This is a genomic window from Thalassospira profundimaris (assembly GCF_003326795.1).
Classification (GTDB): Bacteria; Pseudomonadota; Alphaproteobacteria; order Rhodospirillales; family Thalassospiraceae; genus Thalassospira; species Thalassospira profundimaris_C.
The window spans coordinates 83637-109912 of record NZ_JPWI01000004.1 but is presented as its reverse complement, the minus strand read 5'-3'; the positions used below and the strand labels follow the sequence as shown (position 1 = coordinate 109912).

At 54.5% G+C, this 26276-nt stretch carries 27 protein-coding genes; 16 read left to right on the top strand and 11 right to left on the bottom strand.

Annotation, left to right across the window (positions count from 1 at the left end):
• Positions 1–81: 81 nt before the first annotated feature.
• A complete protein-coding gene (locus TH30_RS08375) occupies positions 82–1470 on the bottom strand; it encodes an MFS transporter (RefSeq protein WP_114097625.1) in 1389 nt (462 codons plus the stop codon).
• A gap of 110 nt (positions 1471–1580) precedes the next feature.
• On the opposite strand from TH30_RS08375, the gene TH30_RS08370 reads away from it, so the two are divergent.
• Positions 1581–2486: a LysR family transcriptional regulator gene (locus tag TH30_RS08370; protein ID WP_114097624.1), complete on the top strand. Its 906-nt coding sequence runs from the start codon at positions 1581–1583 to the stop codon at positions 2484–2486.
• Positions 2487–2505: 19 nt separating this feature from the next.
• On the opposite strand, the gene TH30_RS08365 is transcribed toward TH30_RS08370, so the two are convergent.
• Positions 2506–3024 (bottom strand): P-loop nucleotide/nucleoside kinase family protein, encoded by a 519-nt coding sequence (locus TH30_RS08365; RefSeq protein ID WP_114097777.1) that lies wholly within the window; start codon positions 3022–3024, stop codon positions 2506–2508.
• A gap of 142 nt (positions 3025–3166) precedes the next feature.
• On the opposite strand from TH30_RS08365, the gene TH30_RS08360 reads away from it, so the two are divergent.
• From TH30_RS08360 to TH30_RS22080, 4 genes are all read left to right on the top strand, one after another.
• Positions 3167–4186, top strand: coding sequence for an LLM class flavin-dependent oxidoreductase (locus TH30_RS08360; RefSeq protein ID WP_114097776.1), 1020 nt, complete (start codon positions 3167–3169; stop codon positions 4184–4186).
• A gap of 139 nt (positions 4187–4325) precedes the next feature.
• The gene (locus tag TH30_RS08355; protein WP_181850186.1) at positions 4326–4853 is read left to right on the top strand and encodes a chloramphenicol phosphotransferase CPT family protein; all 528 of its coding nucleotides are present in this window, start codon (positions 4326–4328) and stop codon (positions 4851–4853) included.
• Between the two features lie 454 nt (positions 4854–5307).
• Positions 5308–6882 (top strand): L-lactate permease, encoded by a 1575-nt coding sequence (locus TH30_RS08350; protein WP_114097622.1) that lies wholly within the window; start codon positions 5308–5310, stop codon positions 6880–6882.
• Between the two features lies 1 nt (position 6883).
• Positions 6884–7042, top strand: coding sequence for a hypothetical protein (locus tag TH30_RS22080; protein ID WP_181850185.1), 159 nt, complete (start codon positions 6884–6886; stop codon positions 7040–7042).
• A gap of 55 nt (positions 7043–7097) precedes the next feature.
• Here TH30_RS22080 and TH30_RS08345 read toward each other — a convergent pair whose 3' ends face one another.
• On the bottom strand, positions 7098–7730 hold the full coding sequence (locus tag TH30_RS08345; protein ID WP_114097621.1) for a LysE family translocator: 633 nt from the start codon (positions 7728–7730) through the stop codon (positions 7098–7100).
• A gap of 361 nt (positions 7731–8091) precedes the next feature.
• Here TH30_RS08345 and TH30_RS08340 point away from each other — a divergent pair, with 361 nt between their 5' ends.
• Both TH30_RS08340 and TH30_RS08335 read left to right on the top strand, forming a co-directional pair.
• Positions 8092–9747, top strand: a complete 1656-nt coding sequence (locus TH30_RS08340) for an inverse autotransporter beta domain-containing protein (RefSeq protein WP_258548656.1) — start codon at positions 8092–8094, stop codon at positions 9745–9747.
• Positions 9748–9819: 72 nt separating this feature from the next.
• Positions 9820–10986, top strand: coding sequence for a PA0069 family radical SAM protein (locus TH30_RS08335; RefSeq protein WP_114097619.1), 1167 nt, complete (start codon positions 9820–9822; stop codon positions 10984–10986).
• 33 nt (positions 10987–11019) lie between these two features.
• Here the strand turns inward: TH30_RS08335 and tyrS are convergent, their stop codons facing one another.
• The 3 genes from tyrS to TH30_RS21975 form a co-directional block, all read right to left on the bottom strand.
• Complete coding sequence (gene tyrS, locus TH30_RS08330; RefSeq protein ID WP_114097618.1) at positions 11020–12339, bottom strand: tyrosine--tRNA ligase; 1320 nt, start codon at positions 12337–12339, stop codon at positions 11020–11022.
• 304 nt (positions 12340–12643) lie between these two features.
• A complete protein-coding gene (locus TH30_RS08325; protein WP_114097617.1) occupies positions 12644–13177 on the bottom strand; it encodes a hypothetical protein in 534 nt (177 codons plus the stop codon).
• 88 nt (positions 13178–13265) lie between these two features.
• The gene (locus TH30_RS21975) at positions 13266–13958 is read right to left on the bottom strand and encodes a hypothetical protein (protein WP_147251948.1); all 693 of its coding nucleotides are present in this window, start codon (positions 13956–13958) and stop codon (positions 13266–13268) included.
• A 269-nt stretch (positions 13959–14227) separates the two neighbouring features.
• Between TH30_RS21975 and TH30_RS08315 the strand changes: the two genes are divergently transcribed.
• The 5 genes from TH30_RS08315 to rpmF all read left to right on the top strand — a co-directional run bounded on the left by TH30_RS08315 (position 14228) and on the right by rpmF (position 17472).
• Positions 14228–14938, top strand: coding sequence for an alanyl-tRNA editing protein (locus tag TH30_RS08315; RefSeq protein ID WP_114097615.1), 711 nt, complete (start codon positions 14228–14230; stop codon positions 14936–14938).
• A gap of 213 nt (positions 14939–15151) precedes the next feature.
• On the top strand, positions 15152–16009 hold the full coding sequence (locus tag TH30_RS08310; protein WP_114097614.1) for a sulfurtransferase: 858 nt from the start codon (positions 15152–15154) through the stop codon (positions 16007–16009).
• A gap of 40 nt (positions 16010–16049) precedes the next feature.
• Complete coding sequence (locus tag TH30_RS08305; RefSeq protein WP_114097613.1) at positions 16050–16568, top strand: GNAT family N-acetyltransferase; 519 nt, start codon at positions 16050–16052, stop codon at positions 16566–16568.
• On the top strand, positions 16565–17251 hold the full coding sequence (locus TH30_RS08300; protein ID WP_114097612.1) for a GNAT family N-acetyltransferase: 687 nt from the start codon (positions 16565–16567) through the stop codon (positions 17249–17251). The genes TH30_RS08305 and TH30_RS08300 overlap by 4 nt, the downstream gene beginning before the upstream one ends.
• A 41-nt stretch (positions 17252–17292) precedes the next feature.
• Positions 17293–17472: a 50S ribosomal protein L32 gene (rpmF, locus tag TH30_RS08295; RefSeq protein ID WP_007090029.1), complete on the top strand. Its 180-nt coding sequence runs from the start codon at positions 17293–17295 to the stop codon at positions 17470–17472.
• Positions 17473–17670: 198 nt separating this feature from the next.
• On the opposite strand, the gene TH30_RS08290 is transcribed toward rpmF, so the two are convergent.
• On the bottom strand, positions 17671–18627 hold the full coding sequence (locus TH30_RS08290) for a threonine ammonia-lyase (RefSeq protein WP_114097775.1): 957 nt from the start codon (positions 18625–18627) through the stop codon (positions 17671–17673).
• 206 nt (positions 18628–18833) lie between these two features.
• On the opposite strand from TH30_RS08290, the gene metC reads away from it, so the two are divergent.
• Positions 18834–20018: a cystathionine beta-lyase gene (gene metC / locus TH30_RS08285; protein ID WP_114097611.1), complete on the top strand. Its 1185-nt coding sequence runs from the start codon at positions 18834–18836 to the stop codon at positions 20016–20018.
• 66 nt (positions 20019–20084) lie between these two features.
• Here the strand turns inward: metC and TH30_RS08280 are convergent, their stop codons facing one another.
• Entirely contained in the window at positions 20085–21185 is a 1101-nt protein-coding gene (locus TH30_RS08280) for an alkene reductase (RefSeq protein WP_114097774.1), read from the bottom strand.
• Positions 21186–21425: 240 nt separating this feature from the next.
• Here TH30_RS08280 and TH30_RS08275 point away from each other — a divergent pair, with 240 nt between their 5' ends.
• A complete protein-coding gene (locus TH30_RS08275) occupies positions 21426–22376 on the top strand; it encodes a LysR family transcriptional regulator (RefSeq protein ID WP_114097610.1) in 951 nt (316 codons plus the stop codon).
• Here the strand turns inward: TH30_RS08275 and TH30_RS08270 are convergent.
• From TH30_RS08270 to TH30_RS08260, 3 genes are read right to left on the bottom strand one after another with little or no spacing between them, the layout of a single operon-like run.
• The gene (locus TH30_RS08270) at positions 22339–23136 is read right to left on the bottom strand and encodes an iron chelate uptake ABC transporter family permease subunit (protein ID WP_181850184.1); all 798 of its coding nucleotides are present in this window, start codon (positions 23134–23136) and stop codon (positions 22339–22341) included. The genes TH30_RS08275 and TH30_RS08270 overlap by 38 nt on opposite strands.
• Complete coding sequence (gene znuC / locus TH30_RS08265) at positions 23133–23999, bottom strand: zinc ABC transporter ATP-binding protein ZnuC (protein ID WP_114097609.1); 867 nt, start codon at positions 23997–23999, stop codon at positions 23133–23135. Before znuC ends, TH30_RS08270 begins: the two co-directional genes overlap by 4 nt.
• Complete coding sequence (locus tag TH30_RS08260; RefSeq protein WP_114097608.1) at positions 23980–24456, bottom strand: Fur family transcriptional regulator; 477 nt, start codon at positions 24454–24456, stop codon at positions 23980–23982. Before TH30_RS08260 ends, znuC begins: the two co-directional genes overlap by 20 nt.
• Before the next feature lie 142 nt (positions 24457–24598).
• Here TH30_RS08260 and hisI point away from each other — a divergent pair, with 142 nt between their 5' ends.
• Positions 24599–24997, top strand: coding sequence for a phosphoribosyl-AMP cyclohydrolase (gene hisI / locus TH30_RS08255; protein ID WP_114097607.1), 399 nt, complete (start codon positions 24599–24601; stop codon positions 24995–24997).
• A 12-nt stretch (positions 24998–25009) separates the two neighbouring features.
• On the top strand, positions 25010–26152 hold the full coding sequence (locus TH30_RS08250; protein WP_114097606.1) for a CobW family GTP-binding protein: 1143 nt from the start codon (positions 25010–25012) through the stop codon (positions 26150–26152).
• The last annotated feature ends 124 nt before the right edge of the window (positions 26153–26276 follow it).

Sequence of the window (26276 nt, the reverse complement as noted above, 5' to 3'; positions counted from 1 at the left end):
GTCCCAACGCCTTGTCCAACACAAAACCCCGCCAGTCGAACTGGCGGGGTTTTGTTTTTGTCATCTGCCTTGAACGCAGTTTCATGTCGCGTCGGCCAGTTCCACTGACAGGGACGAACGCCCTTTCTCCTTGGGAACGGCCTGAGCCGCTTGCGATGCCAACCGCCACAGATAAATGCCGCACAGAAGCGCACCAACCAGCAAGGCACCGGCAAATCCCGCCACCGCATTCCAGCCACCATGTGACCAGAACCAGCCACCGACCGAGCCCATGATGCTTGACCCAAGATAATAGGCCAGCAGATAGAGCGACGATGCATGGCCTTTGGAGGTCTCGGCAAGTCGCCCGACCCAGCCGCTTGCAATCGAATGGGCAACGAAAAAGCCACTGGTCAGAACCACAATGCCACCAATGATCCCGCCAAGGCTTTCAAGCATGGTGAGCGCAACACCAAGACCGGCCAACAAAATCCCGACCACAAGAACCGGCCCCCGGCCTAGCTTGTCTGACAAAGCCCCGGCAAGGGATGACATCACCGATCCACACAGATAGACCACAAAGATCAGACCGATCTGACTTTGACTAAGGCCATAGGGCGCATCAGATAGCCGGAACCCGACATAGTTAAACACCGTGACAAAACAGCCCATGGCAAAGGCACCGACCAGAAACACAAACGGCAATCCGGCATGTTTAAGGTGCCCGCCCCAGGCCCGCATATGGTAGCGCACCTGAAAGCCCGGACGGCGAACAAAGTTGCGCGATGCCGGCAACAAAACAGCAAAGCCAAGGGCTGCAAGCAATCCAAGAGCCCCCATGGCCCCAAGGGCCGCGTGCCAGCCAAACAGGTCAGTCAGAAAACCGATCACGACACGACCACTCAGGCCACCGATTGCCGTGCCACTGATATAGATGCCCATAGCCATGCCCAACCCTTTGGGGTCGATTTCCTCGGCCAGATAGGCCATGGCAACAGCGGGAACACCACCAAGTACAAGTCCCTCAACCGCGCGCAGCGCCAGAAAGGCATGCCAGTCCGAAAGAAACGGCGCGATCACATTCAGGATCGATGCCACACACATCGACACCAGCATCAATTGTTTGCGCCCGGTGGCTTCGGACACGGCACCGGCCAACAAAATGGCAAAAGCCAGAAGCCCGGTGGTCAGTGACAGCGCAAGCGAGCTTTCAGCAGGCCCGACGCCAAAATGATCGGCCAGTTCGGGCAACAGTGGCTGCACACAATAGATCAGGGAAAAGGTCGCATATCCGGCAAGGAAAAGCGCAACACTGATCCGGCGAAATGCGGCAGAACCCGGACTGATCCAGACCGGTTCTGCAGGCATATGCGCATTGGTGGACGCGAGTGGGTTATCAGTACGCTGGGGAAGCGCACTTATCGACGATGCCGACATGGCTGTTACTTCTTGCACATGGGACTCAGGTTCCTGTTCCGAAGAAACAGACATTTGCGACCTCGTTTAGAAGGGTTCGTGGGGTATGGTTATGATTGCATTCCTTTCGTCATCCGTCCAATATATGGAACAGTCATTCTTGATATTCTTTGGATATATCGTAAATGGAACTTCGTCATATTCGCTACTTTCTGGCCGTCGCCCGCGAAGGCAATTTCACCCGCGCCGCCGCCCGGATCGGCATCGGTCAACCGCCACTTAGTCAGCAAATCCGCGACCTTGAAACCGAAATTGGTACGGCCCTTTTCCATCGCGTACCCCATGGCGCCGAACTGACAGAAGCCGGATCAGCGTTTTACGATGTGGTTGTCCAATTCCCCGATCTTGCCGAACGTGCCATTCGCGCAGCCCAGCGGGCCGGTCGTGGCGAAGTCGGGTCCATTCGCGTCGGGTTCACCGCCTCTGCCGCATTCAGCCCGTCCGTACCTCGGGTCTTTCGCGACTTTCGCCGTGCCTATCCCGGTGTCGAAATGACGCTTGAAGAAGCCAACTCGGCACAGCTTGTCGCAAGCCTGCGCGAAGAACGCCTTGATGCGGTGTTTCTTCGCCAGGATGCGATTGCAGGAGATGGCATTCGCCTGCATGTGATTTCATCCGAACCGATGGTGGCCGTGCTTCCGGCCGGTCACCCGGCCGCACGGCACGACAAGATATCGCTGGCTGACTTGCGCGATGATGCATTGATCCTGACGCCGCGGGCCGTTGGCCCCACCCATTTCGACAAGGTGGTCACCGCCTGCCGTGACGCCGGGTTTGAACCGCAACTGGGTCAGATCGCCCCGCAGCTGGGATCGGTCATTAACTTTGTTGCTGCCGAACTTGGCTTTTCACTGGTACCCAAACCAATGACACAGCTTCAGGCCAATGGCGTTGCCTATCGCGAGATCGAGGGCAACGTTCCAATTGCCCAGTTGTCACTGGCCTATCGCAGCAACGATATTTCGATCGCGCTTCGAAATTTCGTCAGCCGCACGCTTGCTGCACATCGAAAACCTGACATCGATAGATAGGCAAACAAACATATTCTATTCAGATGGTTGCAATCCGTTCCCGAACAAAACTGACAAGCATATCGGCAGATGCATCAAGGGTCTGCAAAGCCGTATCAATCACAAGATCCGCTTCGGCCCAGGAATGATATTCTCGGTCACAGACCTTTTGCCAGTCGGGCAGTTTCAGGTTGTCGATATCGCTCTTGCGGGTTTCAACCCGATGGCGGTGCTGATCACAATCAGAACAAATCAGTTCAATCTGAACAAAGGGTTTATCTGCCATCCTTGCAGCTTCTCGCCATTCGGCACGGGAAACTTCAATCGGATTGACCGCATCCCCGATCACCAAGTGCCCAAGACGCAAATTATCCGTGGCAATCCGGTTTGCCACAACATATCCGACCGGCCCCATTTCATCGGATGGAACAACACCACAATCAATAATCGCCTGCTCTATCGTGTCAATTCGCAGATGGATCGCACCGAGTTCCCGGGCAGCCAATCTGGCAATCGACGTTTTACCCACACCGGGCAATCCACCAAGAATGATCAACATTTTCAATGCTCCAAGATAGGGCATCCATATGACCATTCCCGTTTGGGACTGGCAAGACGATGATTTCGGGCTAGATTAAGCCCAACTGTGAAATCTCGCACCCCGCATTGCGGCCTTGTGCGCCAAACCGAAAGTCTGGCTGATGCTACGATATTCCCTTCTTGATCTTTGCCCGGTAAATGCGGGCGAACATCCTTCAGATGCCCTGCGCAATACCCTTGAACTTGCCCGGCATGCCGAAAAACTCGGTTATCACCGCTATTGGCTGGCCGAACATCACAATATGCCCGGCATTGCCAGTGCGGCGACGTCCGTTGTCATGGCACATGTCGCGGCTGGCACCAAAACCATCCGGGTTGGATCGGGTGGCGTGATGCTGCCAAACCACGCGCCGCTTGTGATCGCTGAACAGTTCGGCACCCTTGATGCGCTTCATCCCGGCCGCATTGATCTCGGCATTGGACGCGCGCCGGGCACGGATCAACGCACCGCTGCCGCCCTGCGTCGTGACATGCATGGATCCGAAGAACGCTTTATTCAGGATGTCTTGCAAGTGCAGGCCTTCCTTGCCCCCCTTGAAGGCAACCCGCCGATCCGTGCGGTTCCCGGTTACGGATCTCAAGTGCCAATGTGGCTTTTGGGAAGCAGCCTGTTTTCTGCCGACCTTGCCGCACGCCTTGGCCTGCCCTTTGCCTTTGCATCGCATTTTGCCCCTGACATGCTGATGGATGCCCTGACCCTTTATCGCCATCGCTTTGAGCCAAGCGAACAGCTTGATAAACCCTATGCGATTGCCGCGATGGGATTCTTTGCCGCCGACACGGACGAGGAAGGCGAATATCTTGCGACATCGATGCAGCAACAGTTCCTGAATCTGCGCCGTGGCACGCCAGGCCAGCTGCCCAAACCGGTCAGGGATATGAGCGAAATCTGGAACCGTGTCGAAAAGGCCGGTGTGGATCACGCCATGCGCTATGCCGCAATTGGCGGACACGACACTGTACGCAAAAAGCTTCGCGAATTTGCCTATATGACCAATGCCGACGAGATCATGGTGACGGCAAATATCTTTGATCAGGCTGCACGCCAGAAATCCTTTTCGATTGCCGCAGAATTGTTTGCCGAAATGAATGCGCAAAGCAGTGACAAGGATTGCGCATAAGCCATCAAAAGCTCCAAGGCAGGAAGTGGCGGCAGATTTCTATTTGCCGCCATTTTTGTATTTGGATGGCTTTACCCCACAAGCGAAGCCACCTATCGTGTTGGCATAAATCACACCACCACAGAATACGGGATTTCAGGTGTTTATCCTTTTGAACGGCACATCGAGTGCAGGCAAAACAAGCATTGCCCATGCGTTGCGCAAACAACTTGCGGACCCGACCCTGATATTCTCGCGCGATCAGTTTCATCAATCCCTGCCCGCGCAGTTTTGGGAAGATGCAGCGCTTCGTCGTCTAATCGGCCCGACTCTCTTTCGCCAGTTCCATCAATCACTGCTGCCGTTTTGTACCGAGGAACAGAATGTGATCATTGATCACGTTCTTAATCAGGCGGAATGGGCGCCTGAAATTGCCGGAATATTTGAAGGTGTCGATCTGTATTTCATCGGCGTGAAATGCCCGATTGAAATCACAGAAGAACGCGAAAGATCACGAGATGATCGCCCGAACGGTTTGGCAAGGTCGCAAATCGATGTCGTGCATGCTCATGGCGCTTATGATTTCACAGTTGATACATCCCGCTTGTCTGCACAGCGGTGTGCCGCAGACATCATCAATCATGTCAGAAACAATCCGCCGACAGCATTTCATCGCCTTCTTGCGTGATAGAACCGACACACCTAATCGCGTTGGAACGCATAACAGTCAAAGAAACCTACGCCATTCGTCATCAGGTTCTGAGGCCCAATGAGCCAGTTGAATATTGCACGCTTGCTGACGATGGTGGGGCCTTTCATTTCGGCAGATATGTGGATCATCAAGTGGTGTGTCTTGTGTCGCTTTCATAAAGGCTGAAGACAAGGTCCCTTAACAATCGTTCCGCGTTAAAATCATAACAAACGTATCGCCATAGCGGGCACCAACCGTCGGATCACACTAGATACAGCACATGATTGTTCATTGACTTGGCTTGATGTGCTCCAGTTCGTATAGGTCGTTTCATCATACGAAATACCAACTTACGCTACTTGCGCTTGCATCACAGCTCGGACAATATGCGCATCCCGTCGCATCGATCGACGACAGCCCCATTGTTTCAAAAGGTTATGGTGCGCCACCCATGAGTGACTTTTTGCTGGCAGCATTGCCAATCGCAACCATCCTGTTTCTGATGATCAAGGCAAACTGGGGGGCCGCACGTGCAGGTGCTGCCGCGTGGTTTGTCACCGCAATCATCGCCGTCTTTTTCTTTGGCGCACCAACCGAAATGCTGATCATCGCCCAGGCCAAGGGCGTGATGCTTGGCCTTTATATTCTCTACATCGTCTGGGCGGCGCTCATCCTGTATTTCGCTGCCGACGAAGCCGGTGCAATCAAAACCATCGGGCGCGCCATCCGGTCGCTGACCGATGATCGCCCCTTGCAACTTCTGATCCTTGGCTATGTGTTTGCAAGCTTCCTTCAGGGTGTTGCCGGCTTTGGTGTGCCGATTGCAGTTGTCGCCCCGCTGCTTCTGGGCATGGGGTTCTCGCCGGTACTGGCCGTTGCAGCCCCGATGATCGGGCACAGCTGGTCGGTGCTGTTTGGCAATATGGCAACCTCGTTTGAAGCATTGATCGGTGTGACCGGCATTCCGGGCACGGAACTGACCCATTATTCCGCCATCCTTCTGGGACTTTCCGGCTTTAGCTGTGGCGCTGCTGTTTTGTGGCTTGATGGTGGTTTCCGCACCATTCGTCGCCGTATTGTGCCACTTGTCCTGATTTCCGGCGTCATGGGTGTGGTGCAATATTGCATGGCCAATTACGGCGTTTGGACGCTGGGCGGCCTGACTGCGGGCATCGCCGGTCTTGTGACGTCAATCATCGTCACCCGTTTCTGGAAACCGCATCCCGATGACGTCGCCGAACAGGTCGCCGATGATCATCATCACATGCCATTGCTTGAAGCGCTGACACCCTATCTGGTCTTTATTGGTCTGGTAACACTGGCAACCTTTGTTCCCGGCCTGGAAAGCATTCTGGGCAAAGTGCGCTTCACACTTGATTTCCCGGAAACGGCCACCTCTTTGGGCTGGGTCATCAATGCCGAAAGCGCCAAGTCGATTGCCATTTTCGGCCATCCCGGCGCGCTATTGCTTTATACCGCTGCGATCAGCTTTACCTTCTTCAAGCTGCGCGGCCATTATGATGCAGGGATTGGCAAGCGTATCTGGCAACGCACGCTCAAAAGCGGCCTGCCAACCAGCATCGGCATGGTGCCGGTGATCGGTCTTGCCATCATCATGGATCATGCCGGCATGACCTATGCCCTTGCCGAGGGCGGTGCGGCGATTTTCTCGGGTGCTTTTGCTGTTGCCTATCCGGTGATATCGCCTGCCATCGGAGCGCTAGGGGCCTTCATGACCGGCAGCACAAACAATTCCAACGTCGTGTTCGGCATGTTCCAGCGCCATACAGCTGAATTGTCGGGACTTTCAACCTCACTTATTCTTGCCGCACAGGCTACCGGTGCCTCGCTTGGCAGTATGCTGGCACCTTCAAAGATTCTGGTTGGATGTTCGACTGTTGGTCTTTCGGGCAAGGAAGGCCCGGTATTATCCGTGGTTCTGAAAACCGGTGTGATCCTGACAGCCCTTTGCGGCTTCATGGCACTTGGTATCATGTTGATCGCAACGATGAACGGGGGCTCCTGAAATGAAACAGAAACTGTTCAACCCGGTCTTTCTGGTTCTGGCATCAATCATCCTTCCGATTGCCAGTTTTGAGGCCCTTGTGATGGGCAGTATTGTTGCAAGTGACATCCTTCTTGCGCTATTTTGTGCCGTCATGGCGTTGATCATTGTCCGCAAATAAAAACCCGCCGGGGCATGACCACCGGCGGATTTGCAGATCGGCTGGAATGCGATGCCTAGGGGCGGAAGGTCGCAAGCTTCAGCCCAAAGGCAATAAAGACCGCACCGGTGGTTGCCTTGAGCGCGCGCTGGAACCGGCCACTCCCGGCAAAGCGCGTCAAGCGCGCCAGCAGCAGGATAATAGCCCCGAACCAGATGGCGTTGATTGCGGCATGCACGCAGACCAGCATGAAGGCCGATGATACCGCCCCTTCACCCGCCGGAATGAATTGCGGAAACGCTGCCAGATAAAAGATCGATACCTTCGGGTTCAGAACATTGGTCAGGAACCCTTCGCCATAGGCCATGACAAGGGTCCGCTTGCGCTTGGCCGGGGTAACTTCCCGAACGGTCTGAACACCGCGCCATGCATCGCGCAATGCCTTGAAACCGATCCAGCATAGATAGGCCGCCCCCAACAACTTGACGACCATAAATGCCTGTGCAGATTGCACAAGGATCACCGATATCCCGAGGATCGATAATGTCCCGTGGATGTAAAAGGCTGTGACAAATCCGGCGACATTGGCAAAACCGGCTGCACGACCGGATGTCGGCACCGTTTTGGCCACCAAAACACCATTCGGCCCGGGCGACATCACCAGAAGCGACGTCACGAGCGCAAAGCTCAAAAACTGGGTCCAATCCATGGGGCAGCTCCCTGCTACGTGGTTATGCATGTTGACAGCGCATGACGACTATAGCTCCACACGGTATTCCAACAAGAAAATGATTGTGACCATGACATTTGCCCAGAGGTCACGCCCCTCGCGCTCTTCGCGTTCCTCGCGTCCCCGAGGAAAATGATAACTTTTCGAAAAATGATAAAGAATAGAAGTGGTTCCGGCACCCGCATCCCATTAGATTTTTAGTGAAAATACAGATGCGGCGCACAGTCGCACATTTACGGGGCACCAATTTCCCCATGAGCCAACAGACCCCTGCTTCTCGCAAGTGCATCGGCATATCGCTGTTGCGCAATGAACTTTTCTGACCAGATTGATCATGTACATGACCAAAGCCACCCTGCCCGTCTTCCTGTTTGCCATCACTTTTTTTGCAACATCCACGACTCAAGCCGATACCTTGCCAAATACGGATAAATGGGGTGGCCATATTGATCTTGAAGGCAAGGCAGGTACAGATCGCAACCTTGGTGAAACAGATCTGTTCATTCCGCTTTGGCAGGATGAGGACACACTGACATTCACCAGCCTTCGCGCCCGGATGGATGACAATAACAGCCACGAAGGGAACTTCGGTCTTGGCATCCGTCAGATGCTTGATTCGGGATGGAACATTGGCGGCTATGGTTACTTTGATCGCCGCCACAGCCCCTATGGCAACAAATTCAACCAATTGACCTTCGGCGCAGAGGCCCTGTCGCTTGATTGGGATTTTCGCGCCAATGCCTATGTCCCGATTGGCACGACACAATACTTCGAGGACAGCCTCAGTACTGTTGATGTGAGCGGCACCTCCTTGATGTACAATCAAGGTGAAGAACGCGCATTACGTGGCTTTGACGGGGAAATCGGCTGGCGCATTCCGTTATTTGCGGCTGATGCCGGACAGCAACTCCGTGCCTATGCCGGTGGTTATCGCTTTACGGAAGACGGTGTTGATACAGTGCAGGGTCCGCGTGGGCGACTGGACCTGACCTTTGATGAAGTCCCCTTTTTGTGGGAAGGGTCGCGCTTCTCGCTCGGGGCGGAAATTCAGCATGACAGCCCACGGGGCACGCAGGGCTTTGCCAGCTTCCGCCTTCGTATCCCGTTGCAAGGCTTCGGCGATACTCCGAAACCCCGCCTGAGCGCGATGGAACGGCGCATGACCGATCCCATCATTCGCGACATTGATGTGGTCAGTCAGGCCGGACAGTTTTCTGAAGCAAGTGAAATCACCCAGACTGCGGACGGGAAAACGATCACAGTTCTGAACAGCAACTCGACATCGGCGGCGAACTTTGCCACTGACATTGCCAATGCAGGTGCCAATTCAACCGTGATCCTGAGCGGCAATTACACCGCAATCAATTCCGTCACAACGATTCAGAGTGGACAAACAATTGTCGGGGGTGGCGCACTCGACATCAAAACCCCGACAGGACGGTCGGTTACGGTCACCATTCCGGATGCATCAATCTCGGGCACCGGCAGTAATGGCGGCGCCGGCGGTGGTGCACGTTTCTTTAACATGGCCGATAACAGCAGCCTGATTGGTGTGACCGCGAACGTTAACACGACCGGGTCAGCATACATCGTCCACATCGAAGGAAAGCAAAATGTTACCATTCGGAACAACAACCTGACAACGCAGAACGACAACTCAACCGCAGGCGCTATCATAATCAGAGACAGCCAGGATGTGACCATCAAGAATAATGTTTCATCCATTACCTCCAATGCAAATGGTGCCCGATTCCTGGCGATTATCGGCAACAATTCCAACATCAGCATCGATGACAACAAGCTTTCCGTGAGCGGAGCAGGCTTCGACAAGCGATTTGTGTTCTTCGCCAATTCATCAACCATAAATAACCTGTCAGGGACAGGTAATACCACCAACAACGTCAACCCATGCGGTGACGGCGGCGGAACCCTTCCCACCGTTACTGGCACAGTCACGGTAGACGGCACCGCGGTAGACGGCAGCGCCTGTCCATAACGTGATGCTGTAAAAATCTGGACATATCGGCTTTGGCTTGAATGTTCTTCTTTTGTTCTTTATTGTGAGCGCATGAAGAACAATATCAGCCAACCCCATGCCCACGCCCACGCCCGCGCTGTCATTTTTGATGATGGATGGTCAAACGCGAAATGTGATCTGAACATCTTGCCCGCCCGCGGTCAAAAAGGGCGCGGGGCTGTGTCCAATATTGACGGGCGATTTGAACGTCACATCCATCAGGCGGTTGATGATGGATGGCTAGGGCAATTAATGGAAGATGCCCCGCCGCGCATCAAAACCACCCTTGGCATTGATGGCGCACGCAGCGTCATCACCAGAAACCAAAGCCCGGATGTTCCCTTTGACCGGTCGATCAATCCCTATCGCGGGTGTGAGCATGGCTGCATCTATTGCTTTGCCAGACCCACCCACGCCTATCTGGGCCTGTCACCGGGGCTTGATTTTGAAACCCGCCTGTTCTGGAAACCGGAAGCCGCATCCCTGTTACGCAAACAACTTTCAAGCAAGGCCTACAACCCTGCCCCGATCGTGATCGGCACCAGCACCGATCCCTATCAACCGGTCGACCGTGACAAGAAACTGACCCGCGACATCATCAAGGTTCTGACAGATTGCCAGCATCCATTTTCGATCATCACCAAAAGTGCGCTGGTGACCCGCGACATTGATCTTATTGCCCCGATGGCGGCGCGCAATCGCGCATCGGTTGCCGTTTCAGTCACGAGCCTTGATCACAGACTTTCCAATCTTTTGGAACCGCGTGCCTCTGCACCACATCGCAGGCTTGATGCCATCCGCAAGCTTTCAGACGCAGGGATTCCGGTCACTGTGCTTGCCGCCCCGATCATCCCGGGCCTGAATGATATGGAGATTGAAAACATCGTGGCAGCCTGTGCCGATGCCAGGGCCTGCGCGATCAGCCACATTGTCCTGCGCCTGCCGCTCGAAATTGCCGATCTGTTCGAAGAATGGCTGGAGGCAAACTATCCCGAGCGCAAGGACAAGGTCATGTCTCTTATCCGCCAGATGCGCGGTGGCGAACGCTATCAGTCGGAATTTGGTAACCGTATGCGCGGCACCGGTCCGATTGCCGAACTGATCGCCCATCGTTTCAAACTGGCACGCAAGAAATATAACCTGACCGGCCGGTCGATGGATCTTGATTGCAGCGGCTTCAAGCGGCCCAGCGCGGACGGGCAGATGTCGCTGTTCTGACATCTGCCCGTCAGATATCAAGCTGCCATGCCCTTAGCCGACACGCTTGATCGCGGCATGACGCTTTTTGCCAACTGAAAGCTGCAGCAACTCCCAATCATCAAATGCGTAATGCAGTACATGATGTTCCGGGTCGGTGATTTGCTTGTCATCAATGCGCACTGCGCCCGCTTCGACCAGACGGCGGGCTTCGCTATTGGTTTTGGCAAATCCGGCCATGACAATCAGGGCAAGGATCCCGATCCCGTCTTGTAGCGCATGGGCAGTGAATTCGAGTGTCGGCAAACCACTGAGATCACCGTTGGCACCAAAAATGCCATCGGCGGCTGATTTGGCAGCTTCAAGTTCAAACTCGCCATGGGCAAGCCTTGTGGCTTCATCGGCCAGAACAACCTTGGCGTCATTGATGTCGGCACCGGACAATTGTTCAAGCTGTTCGATATCAAGCAACGGAAGATCGGTGAACAGACGCAGGAAACGCCCAACATCACCATCCTCGCAATTGCGCCAGAACTGCCAGTAATCAAAGGTACTCAGCCGGTCGGCATTCAGCCACACCGCCCCTGCCGCCGTTTTGCCCATCTTCACACCCGATGACGTTGTCAGAAGCGGTGCTGTCATCCCGAACACTTCATTGCCATCGACCCGGCGCACAAGATCGACACCATTGATGATGTTGGCCCATTGATCGCCCCCGCCCATCTGCGCGCGGCATCCAAAGCGCCGCGACAGCTCCAGAAAATCAAAGGCCTGCAAGATCATGTAGTTGAATTCAAGGAAGCTGAGGCTTTCCTGACGTTCCAGACGTGATTTCACGGAATCAAATGACAGCATCCGGTTGACCGAAAAGTGTCGCCCGATATCACGCAAAAGATCGACATAGCCCAACTGGTCAAGCCAGTCGGCGTTATTGACCAGAACCGCATCGGTTGGGCCATCGCCAAAACGCAGGAAACGACCAAACACCTTGCGAATGCCATTGATATTGGCGGTGATCTGTTCATCAGTCAGGATCGGACGCGCTTCCGAGCGAAAACTGGGATCCCCGATGCGCGTCGTCCCGCCACCGACCAGAACAATCGGCTTGTGCCCGTGGCGCTGCAACCAGCGCAGTGTCATGATCGGCAACAGATGGCCCACATGCAGGCTATCAGCCGTGGCATCAAATCCGATGTAGACCGGCACGGCTTCTTCACTGGCAAGAATACGATCCAGCCCCGCAAAGGAGGTACATTGATGGATAAAACCGCGTGCATGCAGGGCCAGCAACGCATCGGATTCAAATCCGTTTGCCGTCACTTCACTGGCATTTTGCGGCGTCGTCGGGTGATCAACAGGTTGGGATATTGTCATTTCGGTTTTCCTTGATGGTGGGGCCACCTCGGGCAAACCGGTTTATGGAAAAAACAAAGGCCGCCCAAGGGCAGCCGGTCTTGGTTTAATTTACAAACACATCAACAGGCGCCGCACTATGTGTGCAGCGGATAATACGAGTTGAACTGTGCAAATACGTTTTCCATGCCCAAATGCATATGGCGCATTTCATGATCAGTCAAGACTGTTTGCATCACCATCCCTTTACGCGCCCCCTGATCCCAAAAACGAAAACACCCGCCAGACGATGGCAGGTGTTTGTCACAAGACCGGTTTCTAATGATCAGCTGACAACGCGATAACGTGCATGCAGGGCCGGATTATTGATCATGGTTGCACTGATCATGGGCTTGCCCGCCGCCTCTTCGGCACTTTCCAGCGCCATAACCGCAGCCTGATCATCCTGACTGATATTCCCCTGCTCGGTCAGGGCAAGATCACGTGCCGTTTCAAAGAAACGCAGGCCTCTCTTTTCCATGACATAAAGGGTTTCGCCACCCCATTCCCCTGTCCAGACCAGACCGGAAAGCCCGGCCATTTCCTTTTCGATGCGGCTCGGCGAGATCGGCATGCCAAGACAGGTGGTCAGAAGAAATGAAAGTTCGGCTGCTGTAACCCCGTCTTCGCAACATTCTTCGGCCAGAACCGACATAACGGCCATGGTAACCACGCGAAGCGATACCTTGCTGGTTTCCAGACCCGGAAACCGGTTTTGTTGAAGTTCGACAATGTCATTGGCAATGCGATCCACATCCCCACGGATCACATACCGCCCGCGCCATACACGACAGCTTGTTCTGACTTCCCATTCACGCATTGTTGGTCCCACCCGTTTTTTATTTGTCCCAATGTAAAAACGATACATTACACATACATATAGTCAACATTTTTTTCGACATTATGTATCAATTTCGACATTCGGATTGGAACCACTGATAGCCAAGCTGTGACACGATGTAACCATCTTCATTTTCGACGGCGTCAAGATAGCCGCGTGAGACGGCAACATGAAAATCACGGCTAAAATTGCGCGGCATCCGCAGATGTTCCTGGCGACGCAGAACACGGCGGACGTCATCACGCGTCACGAAGCCCCGTCCATCCCGGTAATGCAGCCAGATCGCCGCAATCAGGATGGTTTCGGCAAAACCGCGCGGCTGTATTCGCGCGACCAGATCACCAAGCGACCCCATGAAACTGGTAATGAAGGCGCCCGGTTCGATGGCAGAAAATGCCGCCTGCGGATAGTCTGTTTGCGGTGAAGTTCCAGCAAGTTCAGCCCCATATGCACCCTCTGCTGCATGAACGGGCACGCCCCCCGGTATATCGTCTGTATGTCGATCTATACTCTGTTGTCTGTTCGGGGTGTGAGGCCGCGCTATCGCGCTGTCGCCTGCTTGTGCGGCGTTGAGTATCGTCGACCGTGCGGCATTTCCAGTCAAGCCGGATGGTGTTACTTGCGCAACAGGCGCCTGCACTGGCTGTCCGAACAAGGCAGCCATAACCACAGGCAAGCGTGCTGGCGGGATCGCGCATTCGAGATCCACCGGGCCAAAATCCCCCTCGCCGGTCAGTTTGACGTGAATTATTGCTGCCAAGGTTGCTGCTTCTCCTGATTTGCACAACCCAATACCATACATATTGTACGATATTCAACATCATTTTCCGATTCACGTACACAAACATACATTCATAGTATTGTCGCCCGACAATTTTACCCTCGACAATCAGGACGCGACCACCACACCATGAACAAAACACCCGTGAAGATGACAGATGTTCATTTCCGGTGAAGAACATGCGCAGCCGCCCCGCCTATCACAGGTCGCGCAAATCTGAAGCCACCATCAGGGAAGGATAAACAATCATGACACGCCTTTTGTTTCGCGAAGACGCCTATGCCCAAAGCTGCGATGCGACCGTGAAAAGCGTTTCAGAACGCGGCATCGAGCTTGATCAGACTGTCTTCTACGCCACCGCTGGCGGTCAGACCGGGGATATTGGCATCCTCAAAACCGCGTCCGGCACTGTTCTTCCTGTTGCCACCACCGTCAAGGATCGCGAAACCGGCCGAATTCTTCATATTATCGCCGATGACCACCCTCTTCCGGCGGTTGGCGATGCAATCACAGCCGAACTTGACTGGGACAACCGGCACAAACTGATGCGCTTTCACACCTGCCTGCATCTTCTTTGCGCGGTCATCGAGGGCGACGTGACCGGCGGCAACATTGCCGCACACAAGGCGCGCCTTGATTTCAACCTGCCTGATATCGCTTTGGACAAGGACGAGATCACTGAAAAACTCAATGAACTGATTGCACGTGACGCCGATGTTTATGATGGCGAAATCAGCATCGCCGAACTTAAAGCCAATCCGGAACTTGTGCGCACCATGTCAGTGCAGCCACCCATGGATGGCAATTCGATCCGGACCGTGACGATCGAGGGGATCGACTTCCAACCCTGCGGCGGTACCCATGTACGCAAAACCGGTGAAATCGGCCCGGTGAGTGTTGCCAAAATCGAGAAAAAAGGCCGTCAGAACCGACGGATCAATATCGTATTCGCCCAATAGGATTGGCACACCAGACGGCCAAAGCACTGCATTCCGGCATCAAAACACCGGAAATCAGGGCTGCCGACATGACTGCCGGTTGCCAGTTTCCGCAAGTACCATTACAAATTTGAACAACAAGAAGTCATATAAGACCATCAGGACCACACAATATAATGATCCCGGGATCAACCGGGGTCGTGCAATACCCACATTGCTAATCGGAGCTTGTCCATGACTGACCCACTTTCCGATGCCCTGGTCACAACCCAGTGGCTGGCGGATCACCTCGACGCACCGGATGTCCGCGTCGTGGATGCAAGCTGGTACATGCCAGCTGACAATAAAAATGCCCGCGAGATCTACGATGCGCAGCACATTCCCGGTGCGGTGTTTTTTGACATTGATGAAATTGCCGCTGACGACAGCGCCCCGCTGCCGCACATGATGCCCGACGCGATCAAGTTTTCGGCCAAGGTACGCAAACTTGGCCTTGGGGATGGCGTACGCATTGTTGTTTATGGTCAGACGGGATCGGCTCTTGCCGCCTGCCGCGCATGGTGGATGCTGCGTCACTTCGGTCATAATGACGTGGTTGTGCTTGATGGTGGCCTGCCCAAATGGCTTGCCGAAAACCGCCCGGTTACCGACACACCGACCCCGCCACGCGAACGCCATTTCACTGCGCGCGCCAACAGCTTCCTGCTGCGCGAGATTGATCAGGTGATGTCAAACGTCAAGACCAAGCGCGAACAACTTGTCGATGCCCGTGCTGGCGAACGTTTCCGTGGCGAAGTTGCCGATCCATGGGGTAAATCGGGCCACGTTCCGGGTTCCTACAACCTGCCTTTCAATGTGCTGTTGAATGCCGATGGCACCTTCAAGGGGCCAGAGGAAATCAAGGGCGCGTTTGAACAGGCTGGCGTCAATCTGGACAAGCCGGTTGTTGCAACCTGCGGGTCGGGTGTTACGGCCTGCGTGCTCGCCATGGGCGCCTATATCGCCGGCCACAAACAGGTTGCCGTCTTTGACGGGTCCTGGGCGCAGTGGGCCACAACCGAAGACAGCCCGGTTGATACTGGTCCTGCCTGATCAGGACCACCCGGCATCTCGAAAAGTTCAAGAGTTTCATATGCCTGCACCGTCGCAATCTGGTCTGAATATTCATGAAACAGCCCGCGGCGGAGCAGGCATTATTCTTGAACAGCTTAAATCCCCGACCAGTGACGATATTGCGGCCATCACCACCCTCTGGATTGCAACCAGATTGATCCCGGCAATTCGCGATGCCAGGCAGGATATCGAAAACTGTGTTAATTCCGCCCATGGCAGCCTGATTATTGCCCGCCACCCCCAAAACCATCAGATCATCGCCACCATGATGACCGGCCATGACAATTTTTATGGCTGGATTCATTATCTGGCGATTGCCCCGGACATACAGAATTCGGGACTGGGTCGTGAACTGGTCACGCTGGCCGAAGATATCCTGCGCGCCATCGGCCTATCCGAAATCCGGGTCACGATTGAAAATGCCACAGCGGGTGATTTTTACGCCAAACTCGGCTATGACTTGATTGACGGCGCCCCCACACAGCCAACACCTGTCTGCCGTCAAAATACAATCATGCGCAAGAGTTTAGACCAATGAGCCCATCCAATCCGCGCAAGCTGGAAGTTGTTGTCAGCTTTCTGGAAATGCAAAGCCCGCCCGACCGTGCACCGGCAATCATTCCGCCGGGCAAGGTCGCGATCATCCGTGCCGAAGACCCCACCCTGTCTTTTTATCGCTACTTATATAATACCGTCGGGGAGCCATGGCTTTGGTGGCAACGCCGCCTGATGAGCGACGAGGAACTTGCTCCGCTGATTTCCAACCCGGAAACACATGTCTATGTGCTTTATGTCGCGGGTGTCCCTGCGGGCTATTGCGAACTTGATCTGACCGGACTTGAAAAAGACCGCACCATTGACCTGCATTATATGGGGCTGATCCCGGAATTCATTGGCAAGGGATATGGCAAATATCTGCTGAACTGGGCGATTGATACCGCCTGGAGCCTAAAGCCCGCGCGGGTTACGGTAAATACCTGCACTTTGGACCATCCAAGTGCATTGGGGGCTTACCAAAAGGCAGGCTTTGTTGTATACGACCAGCGAACGGACATTATCGACGATCCGCGCGATGTTGGGCTGATCCCGCATATTGATCATCATGTTGATCGTGGTGGACAATCTGGTGGTGACGCGCCTGATGCCGAAAGTAGGCCGGAAAATGCAAATAATGCAGATTCTGGCACTTTGGTCGTTGACTTTCCCGACCGCGCAAGGTAACAAGCGCGCCTGAGTTTACCCAAGCCAGAGGATGATGACCCATGGCAGTGCCAAAGAAAAAAGTGACCAAGTCCCGTCAGGGCATGCGTCGCTCGCATGACAAGCTCGCCAAGGGCTCGTACCGCGAAGACAAAGAGACCGGCGAACTGCATCGCCCGCACCACATTGACCCGAACACCGGTATGTACCGTGGTCGTCAGGTGGTCGAGCCGAAGATGTAATTCCGTCCCGGAGAGCTCTGGCTCTTTGGCGGTTTGCGACGCTACAAAATTCCACGCTATCTGATTTCAGATGGCGTCTGGTTTAAAAAGGGATGGAGCCCAATGGTTCCATCCCTTTTTATTTGCCCAAAGCTCGAACAAAACGGGCTACAGACAGAAACGGACAAGGAAACTCCCTGCCCGTCTGTCTTTTGGGATTTACTTGATCCCGTCGGTCCCGGTGCCGCAAATGATAACACCAACCCGGCCCGGATCATTCACCCCCAGACGATCTGTCATGATTGCCGCAATCCCGGCCGCAGCAGAAAGTTCGACAGCAATGCCAAGGTCCTTCCAAAGCCAGTTTGCGGCTTTTTGCATTTCCTCGTCACTGACCAATGCAATGCGATCAACATTCTTGCCGATCAGATCGACATTAAGGGCCGATGACTGACGCGGGGCCAGACTGGTCGCGGCCGTATTGACACTTGGCAGGGTCACGACTTCATTTGCCTTTAGGCTTTCAAACAGGGTCGCAGCCCCGGTCGGTTCAACCCCGATCACCCGAATGGACGGGCGCAACAACCGGGCCGCGGTCGCGACACCGGAAATCAGCCCACCACCACCAATCGCAACCACAAGCGTATCAAGATCGGGTTGTTGTTCCAGAAGCTCCAGCGCAATGGTGCCCTGGCCTGCAATTACCCTGGGATCGGCAAACGGATGGATATAGGCCATGCCGCTTTCGCGTGCATGGTCCATGGCCGCACGGTTGGCGTCGTCCCACACAGCCCCGATCAGGGCTACATCAACACCTTGCGCGCGCAGCTTTTCGATTTTGGGCTTGGGCGTATTGGTCGGCAAAAAGATTTTGACCGGCACACCAAGGGTGCGCGCGGCATGGATAACCCCCATGCCATGATTGCCACCCGATGCGGTGCACAGCCCCATGGATCGCTTTGCGTCATCAAGGGCAAGGGCCGCATTCATCGCCCCGCGTGCCTTGAACGATCCGGTGACCTGCATGTTTTCAAGTTTCAGGAAAAGTTCCGGAATGCGCTTCGCACTGCCAAAGGCCATGTTATCGGCAAAGTTGCTTGCGGCATAAACTGGCGTCAGACGCATATGGTCGGAAATGGCACGACGCGCAGCGCGGAAATCCTGAAGTTCGATCACGGGGCCTCCTTGGGAACTGGATGTTCTTTTTATCGGATTTGTGGTGGCGACCAATTGGTCAGACATCCAGAAATAACCCGGATCACTGATTTCACAATGACTTTTGCGCAAAAATCCTTGATGGCAGCCGCCCAAGATGGTTTGACTTAGTCATAACAAAAATGACGCCACGCCCCGAACTCGCCCATCAAGGAGAAGCACCACCAATGTCTGCCAACAGCCCCAAAAAGACGGCAACCCAACTGGTTCATGCCGGTCGCCGGTCGAGCCAGTATCATGGCGTGGTCAATCCACCGGTTTTGCACGCATCGACCATCCTGTTTGACAGTCTTGCCGAACTTGAAAAGGCTGGTGCATCTGCACCGGGCAAGGTCACCTATGGGCGTCATGGCACCCCGACCCGCTTCCTGCTGGAAGAAGCCGTGGCTGAACTTGAAGGCGGCTTTGGCACGCTTTGCGTATCATCAGGCGTTGCGGCAATCACCAACACGATCCTGGCTTTTGTAAAGCCGGGCGATCATATTCTGGTCACCGACAGCACCTATTATCCGACTCGCAATCTGTGCAACAGCTTCCTTAGGAAGTTTGGTGTTGAAACCGAATATTACGATCCGGCCATCGGTGGTGATATTGCCGGTCTTATCCGCGACAATACCGTTCTTGTCTGGTGTGAAAGCCCGGGTTCCCTGACGTTTGAGATGCAGGATATCCCCGCAATTGCCGCAGCAGCTCATGCACGTGACGTCAAGGTGCTGCTTGATAACACCTGGGCATCCCCGATCCTGTGCCGTCCGTTTGAACTTGGTGTTGATGTCTCGGTTCAGGCTGGCACCAAATATATCGTCGGTCATTCCGACGTCATGATGGGCACGATCACGACCGCGACCGAAGAAGACCTTCTGACTATCAAGAAACAGATCATCATTTCGGGCGATGCGATTGGTCCTGATGATTGCTATCTCGCACAACGTGGTCTTCGCACTCTTGGTGTGCGCCTGAAACAGCATCATGAAAGCGGCCTTAAGGTCGCCAACTGGCTGCAAACGCGCAGCGAAGTCAAACGTGTGCTGCACCCGGCCCTGCCCGATGATCCGGGCCATGCGATCTGGAAACGTGATTTCACCGGTGCCTGCGGCCTGTTTTCCTTTGTGATGGAGCCGGTCGAAAAGGCTCAGCTCGCCAATATGGTCGACAACATGGAACTGTTTGGCATGGGCTTTAGCTGGGGCGGGTTCGAAAGCCTGATCCTGCCATCAGATCCGAAAGGCATCCGCACGGCGACGAAATGGGACGAGGAAGGCCAACTTATCCGTCTTCATATCGGTCTTGAAGACCCGGATGATTTGATTGCCGATCTTGACGCCGGTTTCCAAAGACTGAAGTCGGCCTGAATCGCGGCATCAAAGATCGTTGAAAAGCAAACGGGCGGCACATGATGCCGCCCGTTCCTCATTGTGTCAGGCTGCTTCGGCTGACACATAATCCGTATATCCCCTGGCATCACCGCCAAACAATGTCGCACCATCAAGCTCGTCAAGGGGCAGATCGCCCTTGAACCGGGCCACCAGATCAGGATTGGCGATAAATGGACGTCCATAAGCCACCAGATCGGCATATCCCGTTGCAAGGATCGCCTCGCCGCGTTCCTTGGTATACTTGCCTGCGACAATGATGGATCCGGAATAGGCCGCACGCAAATCCTTACGGAACTGTTCGGGGATTTGCGGCGCATCGTCCCAATCGGCCTCGGACAGATGGATATAGGCAAGACCGATCCGGTCAATTTCCTTGGCGGCCAGCAATATCGTATCAATGATCGTCGGATCATTCATATTGCGCTGGGTAATGAATGGAGCCAGACGGATACCAACACGATCCGCACCGATCTCTCCAACCACGGCCTCGCACACCTCGGTCAGGAAGCGAATGCGATTTTCCGCCGTTCCCCCATATGCATCATCGCGCTGGTTTGACGTGGTTCGCAGGAACTGGTCAATCAGATAGCCGTTTGCCCCATGGATTTCGACACCATCAAAGCCCGCCTTGACGGCATTGGCCGCGCCGATACGAAACTGTTCGATGACATCATTGATATCATCAATGGTCATTGCGCGTGGCGGTGTGCAATCGACCATACCGCCCTGCCCGGTTTCGGGATCGACCACCCAGACCTGGGCGTCGGGCGACAATGCGGATGGCGCAATCGGCATACCATCATCATGGAAGCTGGCATGGCTCATACGTCCGACATGCCAAAGTTGAAGGAAAATGCGACCACCCGCGTCATGAACCGCCCTGGTAACCTTTTGCCAGCCTGCCACCTGTTCATCCGTGTAGATGCCCGGCGTAAAGGAATAGCCGCGCCCCTGTTTGGAGACCTGGGTGGCCTCGGTCACGATCAGGCCAGTACTGGCACGTTGCGCATAATAGGTCGCCATCAGATCATTGGGGATGTCACCGGGTTGATCGGTGCGGCAACGGGTCATCGGAGCCATCACCATCCGGTTTGGCAATTCAAGTCCACGCAAATCATATCGGGCAAACAGATTGTTCGTCATTTCATTGATCCTGTCACTGGTATGTGGACGCCCTGAAAGCGTGTCGATCAAAAAGTATCGACTATGCGGATGGGGGACCGGCGAACGGTAAATCATGCGAAATATGCCGTTCTTTCAGCCTGATAAGTCTTTGATTCTCACATTTTCAGGGCGCTCGTCGTCATTGCCCTGACTTTATCGATTGCGGATTTTCAAAATAATTGCCAAAATTATGCAGTATATTTTTGGAAATTCCGAACAATGGATTTATTGACCAACCTTTCGCTTTTCATCCGGATTGTTGAAAAAGGCGGCCTTGCAGCGGCCGGGCGTGATTTCGGATTTTCCCCGGCAACGGTTTCGGAACGGGTCGCTGCCCTTGAAGACCATTACGGCACCCGTCTTTTGACCCGCACCACGCGCGCGATCAGTCTGACGGAAGAAGGACGAACCCTTCTTGACGGTGCAAGACAACTGGTTGGAGAGGCCAATGACCTGCAATCACAGATCCGCCATGGTGCGGATCGCCTGTCGGGCCCGATCCGGATCAGCGTGACCTTTGATCTTGGCCGTCACCGGATTGCGTCGATCCTCAACGACTTCATCGAAAAACATCCCGATATCGAAATCGATCTGTTCTTGTCCGACGGCTATATTGATCTGGTCGGGCAAGGCATCGATCTGGCCGTGCGTTATGGCAAGCTTGCCGACAGCAGCCTTAAACGTCGCAAGCTTGGAGATGTTCATCGATTTGCCTCTGCATCCCCCGATTATCTTGCCCGTTACGGCACGCCACAAACGCCTGCGGACCTAGAACAGCATAACTGCCTTGTCATGCGTTTTGGCAACGAACCCGAACAGGAATGGCCCTTTACGATTGATGGTCGTGAAAGAATGGTTCAGATCAAGGGCAACCGGACAGCCAATGAAGGATCATTGATCCGCCAGTGGGCTGTCGAAGGATTTGGTATCTGCATGAAATCGCACTGGGACATCGAAGACGACGTAAAAAACGGGCGCCTTGTCCCGATCCTGGCTGATTTTGCACCGCCGCCTACGGATTTACAACTTGTCTATCCGTCCGGGCACAGTGTCCCAAAACGCGTGCGATGCCTGATTGATGCGATATCGGCTTATTTTTCCCGTGACGACGTAACGCAATATCCTTCGGGCTTTAGCGCCGACGCAATCCCATCATCACGATTGAACTGATCACAAACAATCCCGCTGCCGAGATCACGATGCTTGGCCCGGCTGGCGTATCAACATGCCATGACAGCGCAATGCCTGTCAGAACCGATGCTGCCCCGAACAATGCGGCCCCAATCGCCATCTGTTCCGGCGTTTTGGCAAAGAACCGTGCACTGGCGGCTGGCACGATCAAAAGTGCCGTGATCAGAAGAACACCGACAATCTTGATCGCAAGACCGATCACAAGCGCCATCAGCAACATGAAAATCAAACGCAGACGTTCGACCGGGATACTTTCGGCAGCGGCAATTTCCGGACTGACCGTCAGGGCGAGCAGCGGTCGCCACATCCAGATCAGGCCACCAATTGCAACGACACCCCCACCCAGCATCAGCCAGATATCGCCCATGGTGATGGCAAGAATATCACCAAACAGATAGGCCATGATATCAACCGCGACACCCTGTACGAAGGCAAGAGCAACCATGCCAAGTGCCAGGGTCGAATGGGCGAGCATGCCCAGAACCGTGTCACTGCCGATCTTTGATTGCCGCTGCCCAAAGGCCAGGATCAAGGCACTGGCAAGACAGGTCGCAATCATGCCCAACCGCACGTCCACCCCGATCAACAGACCAAGAGCAACGCCAAGCAAGGCGGAATGGGCCAGCATATCGCCAAAAAACGCCATCCGCCGCCAGACGATAAAAGCCCCGAACGGACCGCAGATGCAGGCCAGCAACACGCCACCAACAATGGCGCGCACAAGAAAATCATCGATCATTTTGCTGTGTCTGCCTCTTGTCGGATGGGTGCATCTGCATGGTTATGAGGGGCATGAGAATGCCCGTGCCCATGGTTATGGCCGTGATTATGGTTGTGATGATCATGGGAATGGTCATGACCGCATCCGCCAACCACATGGCCCGAAAGATCATGTTCATGATCATGTTCGTGGGTATAGATGCCAATCGCATCCGCCTCGCGCACGCCAAACAGCGAACGGTATTCCGGATGCTGACGCACGGTTTCGGGGATACCCGAACAACAGACATGACGATTGAAACACACCACCTGATCGGTCTTGGCCATCACCAGATGCAAATCATGCGAGATCATCAGAACCGCGCAATCAAGCTCATGGCGGATTTCATCAATCAACCGGTAAAGTTCGGCCTGCCCGCTGACATCCACGCCCTGTGTCGGTTCATCAAGGACGAGCAACTCGGGGCGCAGCAACAATGTCCGCGCAAGCATCACGCGCTGTGCCTCGCCACCCGAAAGGCTGCTCATCTGGGCATCAATAACGTGCGACGCCCCGACCTGTGTCAGGACCTTTTCGCAATGGTTGCGTGTTGCTGATCGCGTCAGGGTCAGAAACCGCTTCACGGTCAGCGGCAACACCTGATCAATCGCAAGCTTTTGCGGAACATAGCCAACCCGAAGACCCGGCTTGCGGATTACTTCGCCGCTATCGGGCTTTTGCAAACCCAACAGGGTTTTGACCAGCGTTGACTTACCCGCACCGTTCGGCCCGATCAGGGTAATGATTTCACCAGCCCGGATCGAAAGCGATACCTGATCCAGAACCCGTTCACTGCCAAATGACAGGGTAAGTCCCCGCCCCTCAATGAGTGGCGCAGTCATGGCACAGCCCCTTGATCTCGACCGTGGTCGCCTGAATGGTAAAGCCGACACCGATTGCCGCCTTGCGCACGGCGTTGCTCATTTCCTCGTTCACGGCTTCGGCAACCCGGCCGCAATCGGTACAGATAAAATATTGTCCCAGATGTTCGCAGTCAGGCCGGTCACAGCCGAAATAGGCATTCAGCGATTCAATACGATGCACCAGACCAAGCTCGGTCAGAAATTCCAGTGCGCGATAAACCGTTGGCGGTTGCACGCGCTGCCCTTCGGCGGTCAGCGCGTCAAGCAGTTCATAGGCTGTCACCGCCTTGTGCGATTGCCAGATCAGGGTAAAGACCTTGCGGCGCATATCGGTAAAGCGCGCATTTTCCGCGTCACAGACTTTCTCTGCCTGCGCAAGTGCGCTATGCACACATCTATCGTGATCGTGGCCCTTTTTCGGGAAAAGATCGCTCATATCTGGATAACTCGTCTCGATGGCTTTTCGGCTATGATCCCAATCATTCCCAAAAAGCCATGGCATCTGATGAAGTGTTATAATATATCATTTTCTGACGTGCCGAACGTAAAAAGTCAACCATCATCGACCGGAGCACCCCATGACGGCTGCCAATCAACAGATTGCCGACAAGCTTAAATTCAACGAAAACGGCCTGATCCCGGCAATCGCCCAGCAGCATGACAGTGGCGAGGTTCTGATGATGGCCTGGATGAACCGTGACGCGGTGCTTGAAACGCTTGAAACCGGTCGGGTCTGCTATTTCTCGCGCTCACGAGGGAAACTCTGGCGCAAGGGTGAAAGCTCCGGCCAGGTACAGAAACTTGTCGATTTCCGCTATGACTGCGATCAGGACACCATTCTGGTGCAGGTTGATCAGCTTGGCGTTGCCTGCCACACCGGACGTCGCAACTGTTTCTATTTCGCCGCCCGCGATGGACAGGAAGTCGTGATTTCCGAACCGGAAGTCTCCGTCGATGAACTCTACGGCAAGAAGTAAGATACAAACGACATGACCATTTCCGACGAACAGTTTGAACGCATCGCAACCACGGTCATTACCGGCTTTCTGGGCAGTGGCAAGACCACGCTTCTTAACGGCCTTCTGACTCAGGACGGCATGGAAAGCACGGCTGTCCTGATCAATGAATTTGGCGAAATCGGGCTGGATCATCTTCTGGTGCGCGAAGTCTCCGAAGATGTGGTGTTGCTGAATTCAGGCTGCATTTGCTGTTCGGTACGCGGTGATCTGATTTCGGGTCTGCGCGATCTGTTTGTCAAACGCACGCGCGGCGAAATCCCCGCCTTTGACCGGGTGATCATTGAAACCACCGGCCTTGCCGACCCGGCACCGATCCTTCATACCCTGATGACCGATCCGTTGCTCACCACCAAGTTTCGCCTTGATAGCGTGGTCACCACGGTTGATGCCATCCATGGATCAGGGCAGCTTGACCAGCATCCTGAAAGTGTCAAACAGGCTGCTGTTGCTGACCGCATCCTGATGACCAAGTCCGATCTGGTCGATGAGGCTACCCGAGACGCTCTTTCTGACCGCCTGCGCGCCCTTAATCCCGCCGCGCCGATCTATCCGGTGGTGAATGGCGATATCGCGGTATCAAAGCTGTTCAATGCCGGGCTTTATGATCCGGCGACCAAAAGCATGGATGTCCGGAAATGGCTGCGTGACGAGGCCTATGACCATCATGGCGATGATCCGCATGAACATGAACATGAACATGCACATAGTCATGATCATGACCACGATCATCACAATGAACACCACCATCACGACCACGCCCATGACGTAAACCGCCATGACGATCATATCCGGTCATTCTGCATCACCTTTGATGAACCACTGCATTGGGATGCCTTTGTCACCTGGGCCGAGATTTTTACCCAGATGCGCGGTGAAAGCCTTTTGCGCGTCAAAGGCATTCTCAACCTTGTTGGCGAAGACGCCCCGGTCGCCATTCACGCGGTTCAGCACATTTTCCATCCGCCGGCATCGCTTCCGGCATGGCCAAGTGACGATCATCGCTCAAAGATCGTCTTCATCACCAAGGATCTTGGCCCGCAGGTCATCCGGGATTCCCTCTATCACCTTAATGCTGCGGTCAGTGAAACCGGAGAAGATGGAAAACCGGCCTAATTTTCGACGGCTTGAGGCAAATCAAGGATATCGTCTGCGATCTGGTGCAAGTTTGTTCTTGGCTTGATACAGCCTCACTCTAAGTCCTGAACTTCGGGCGACCCGACATACCCGGTCGCCCTTT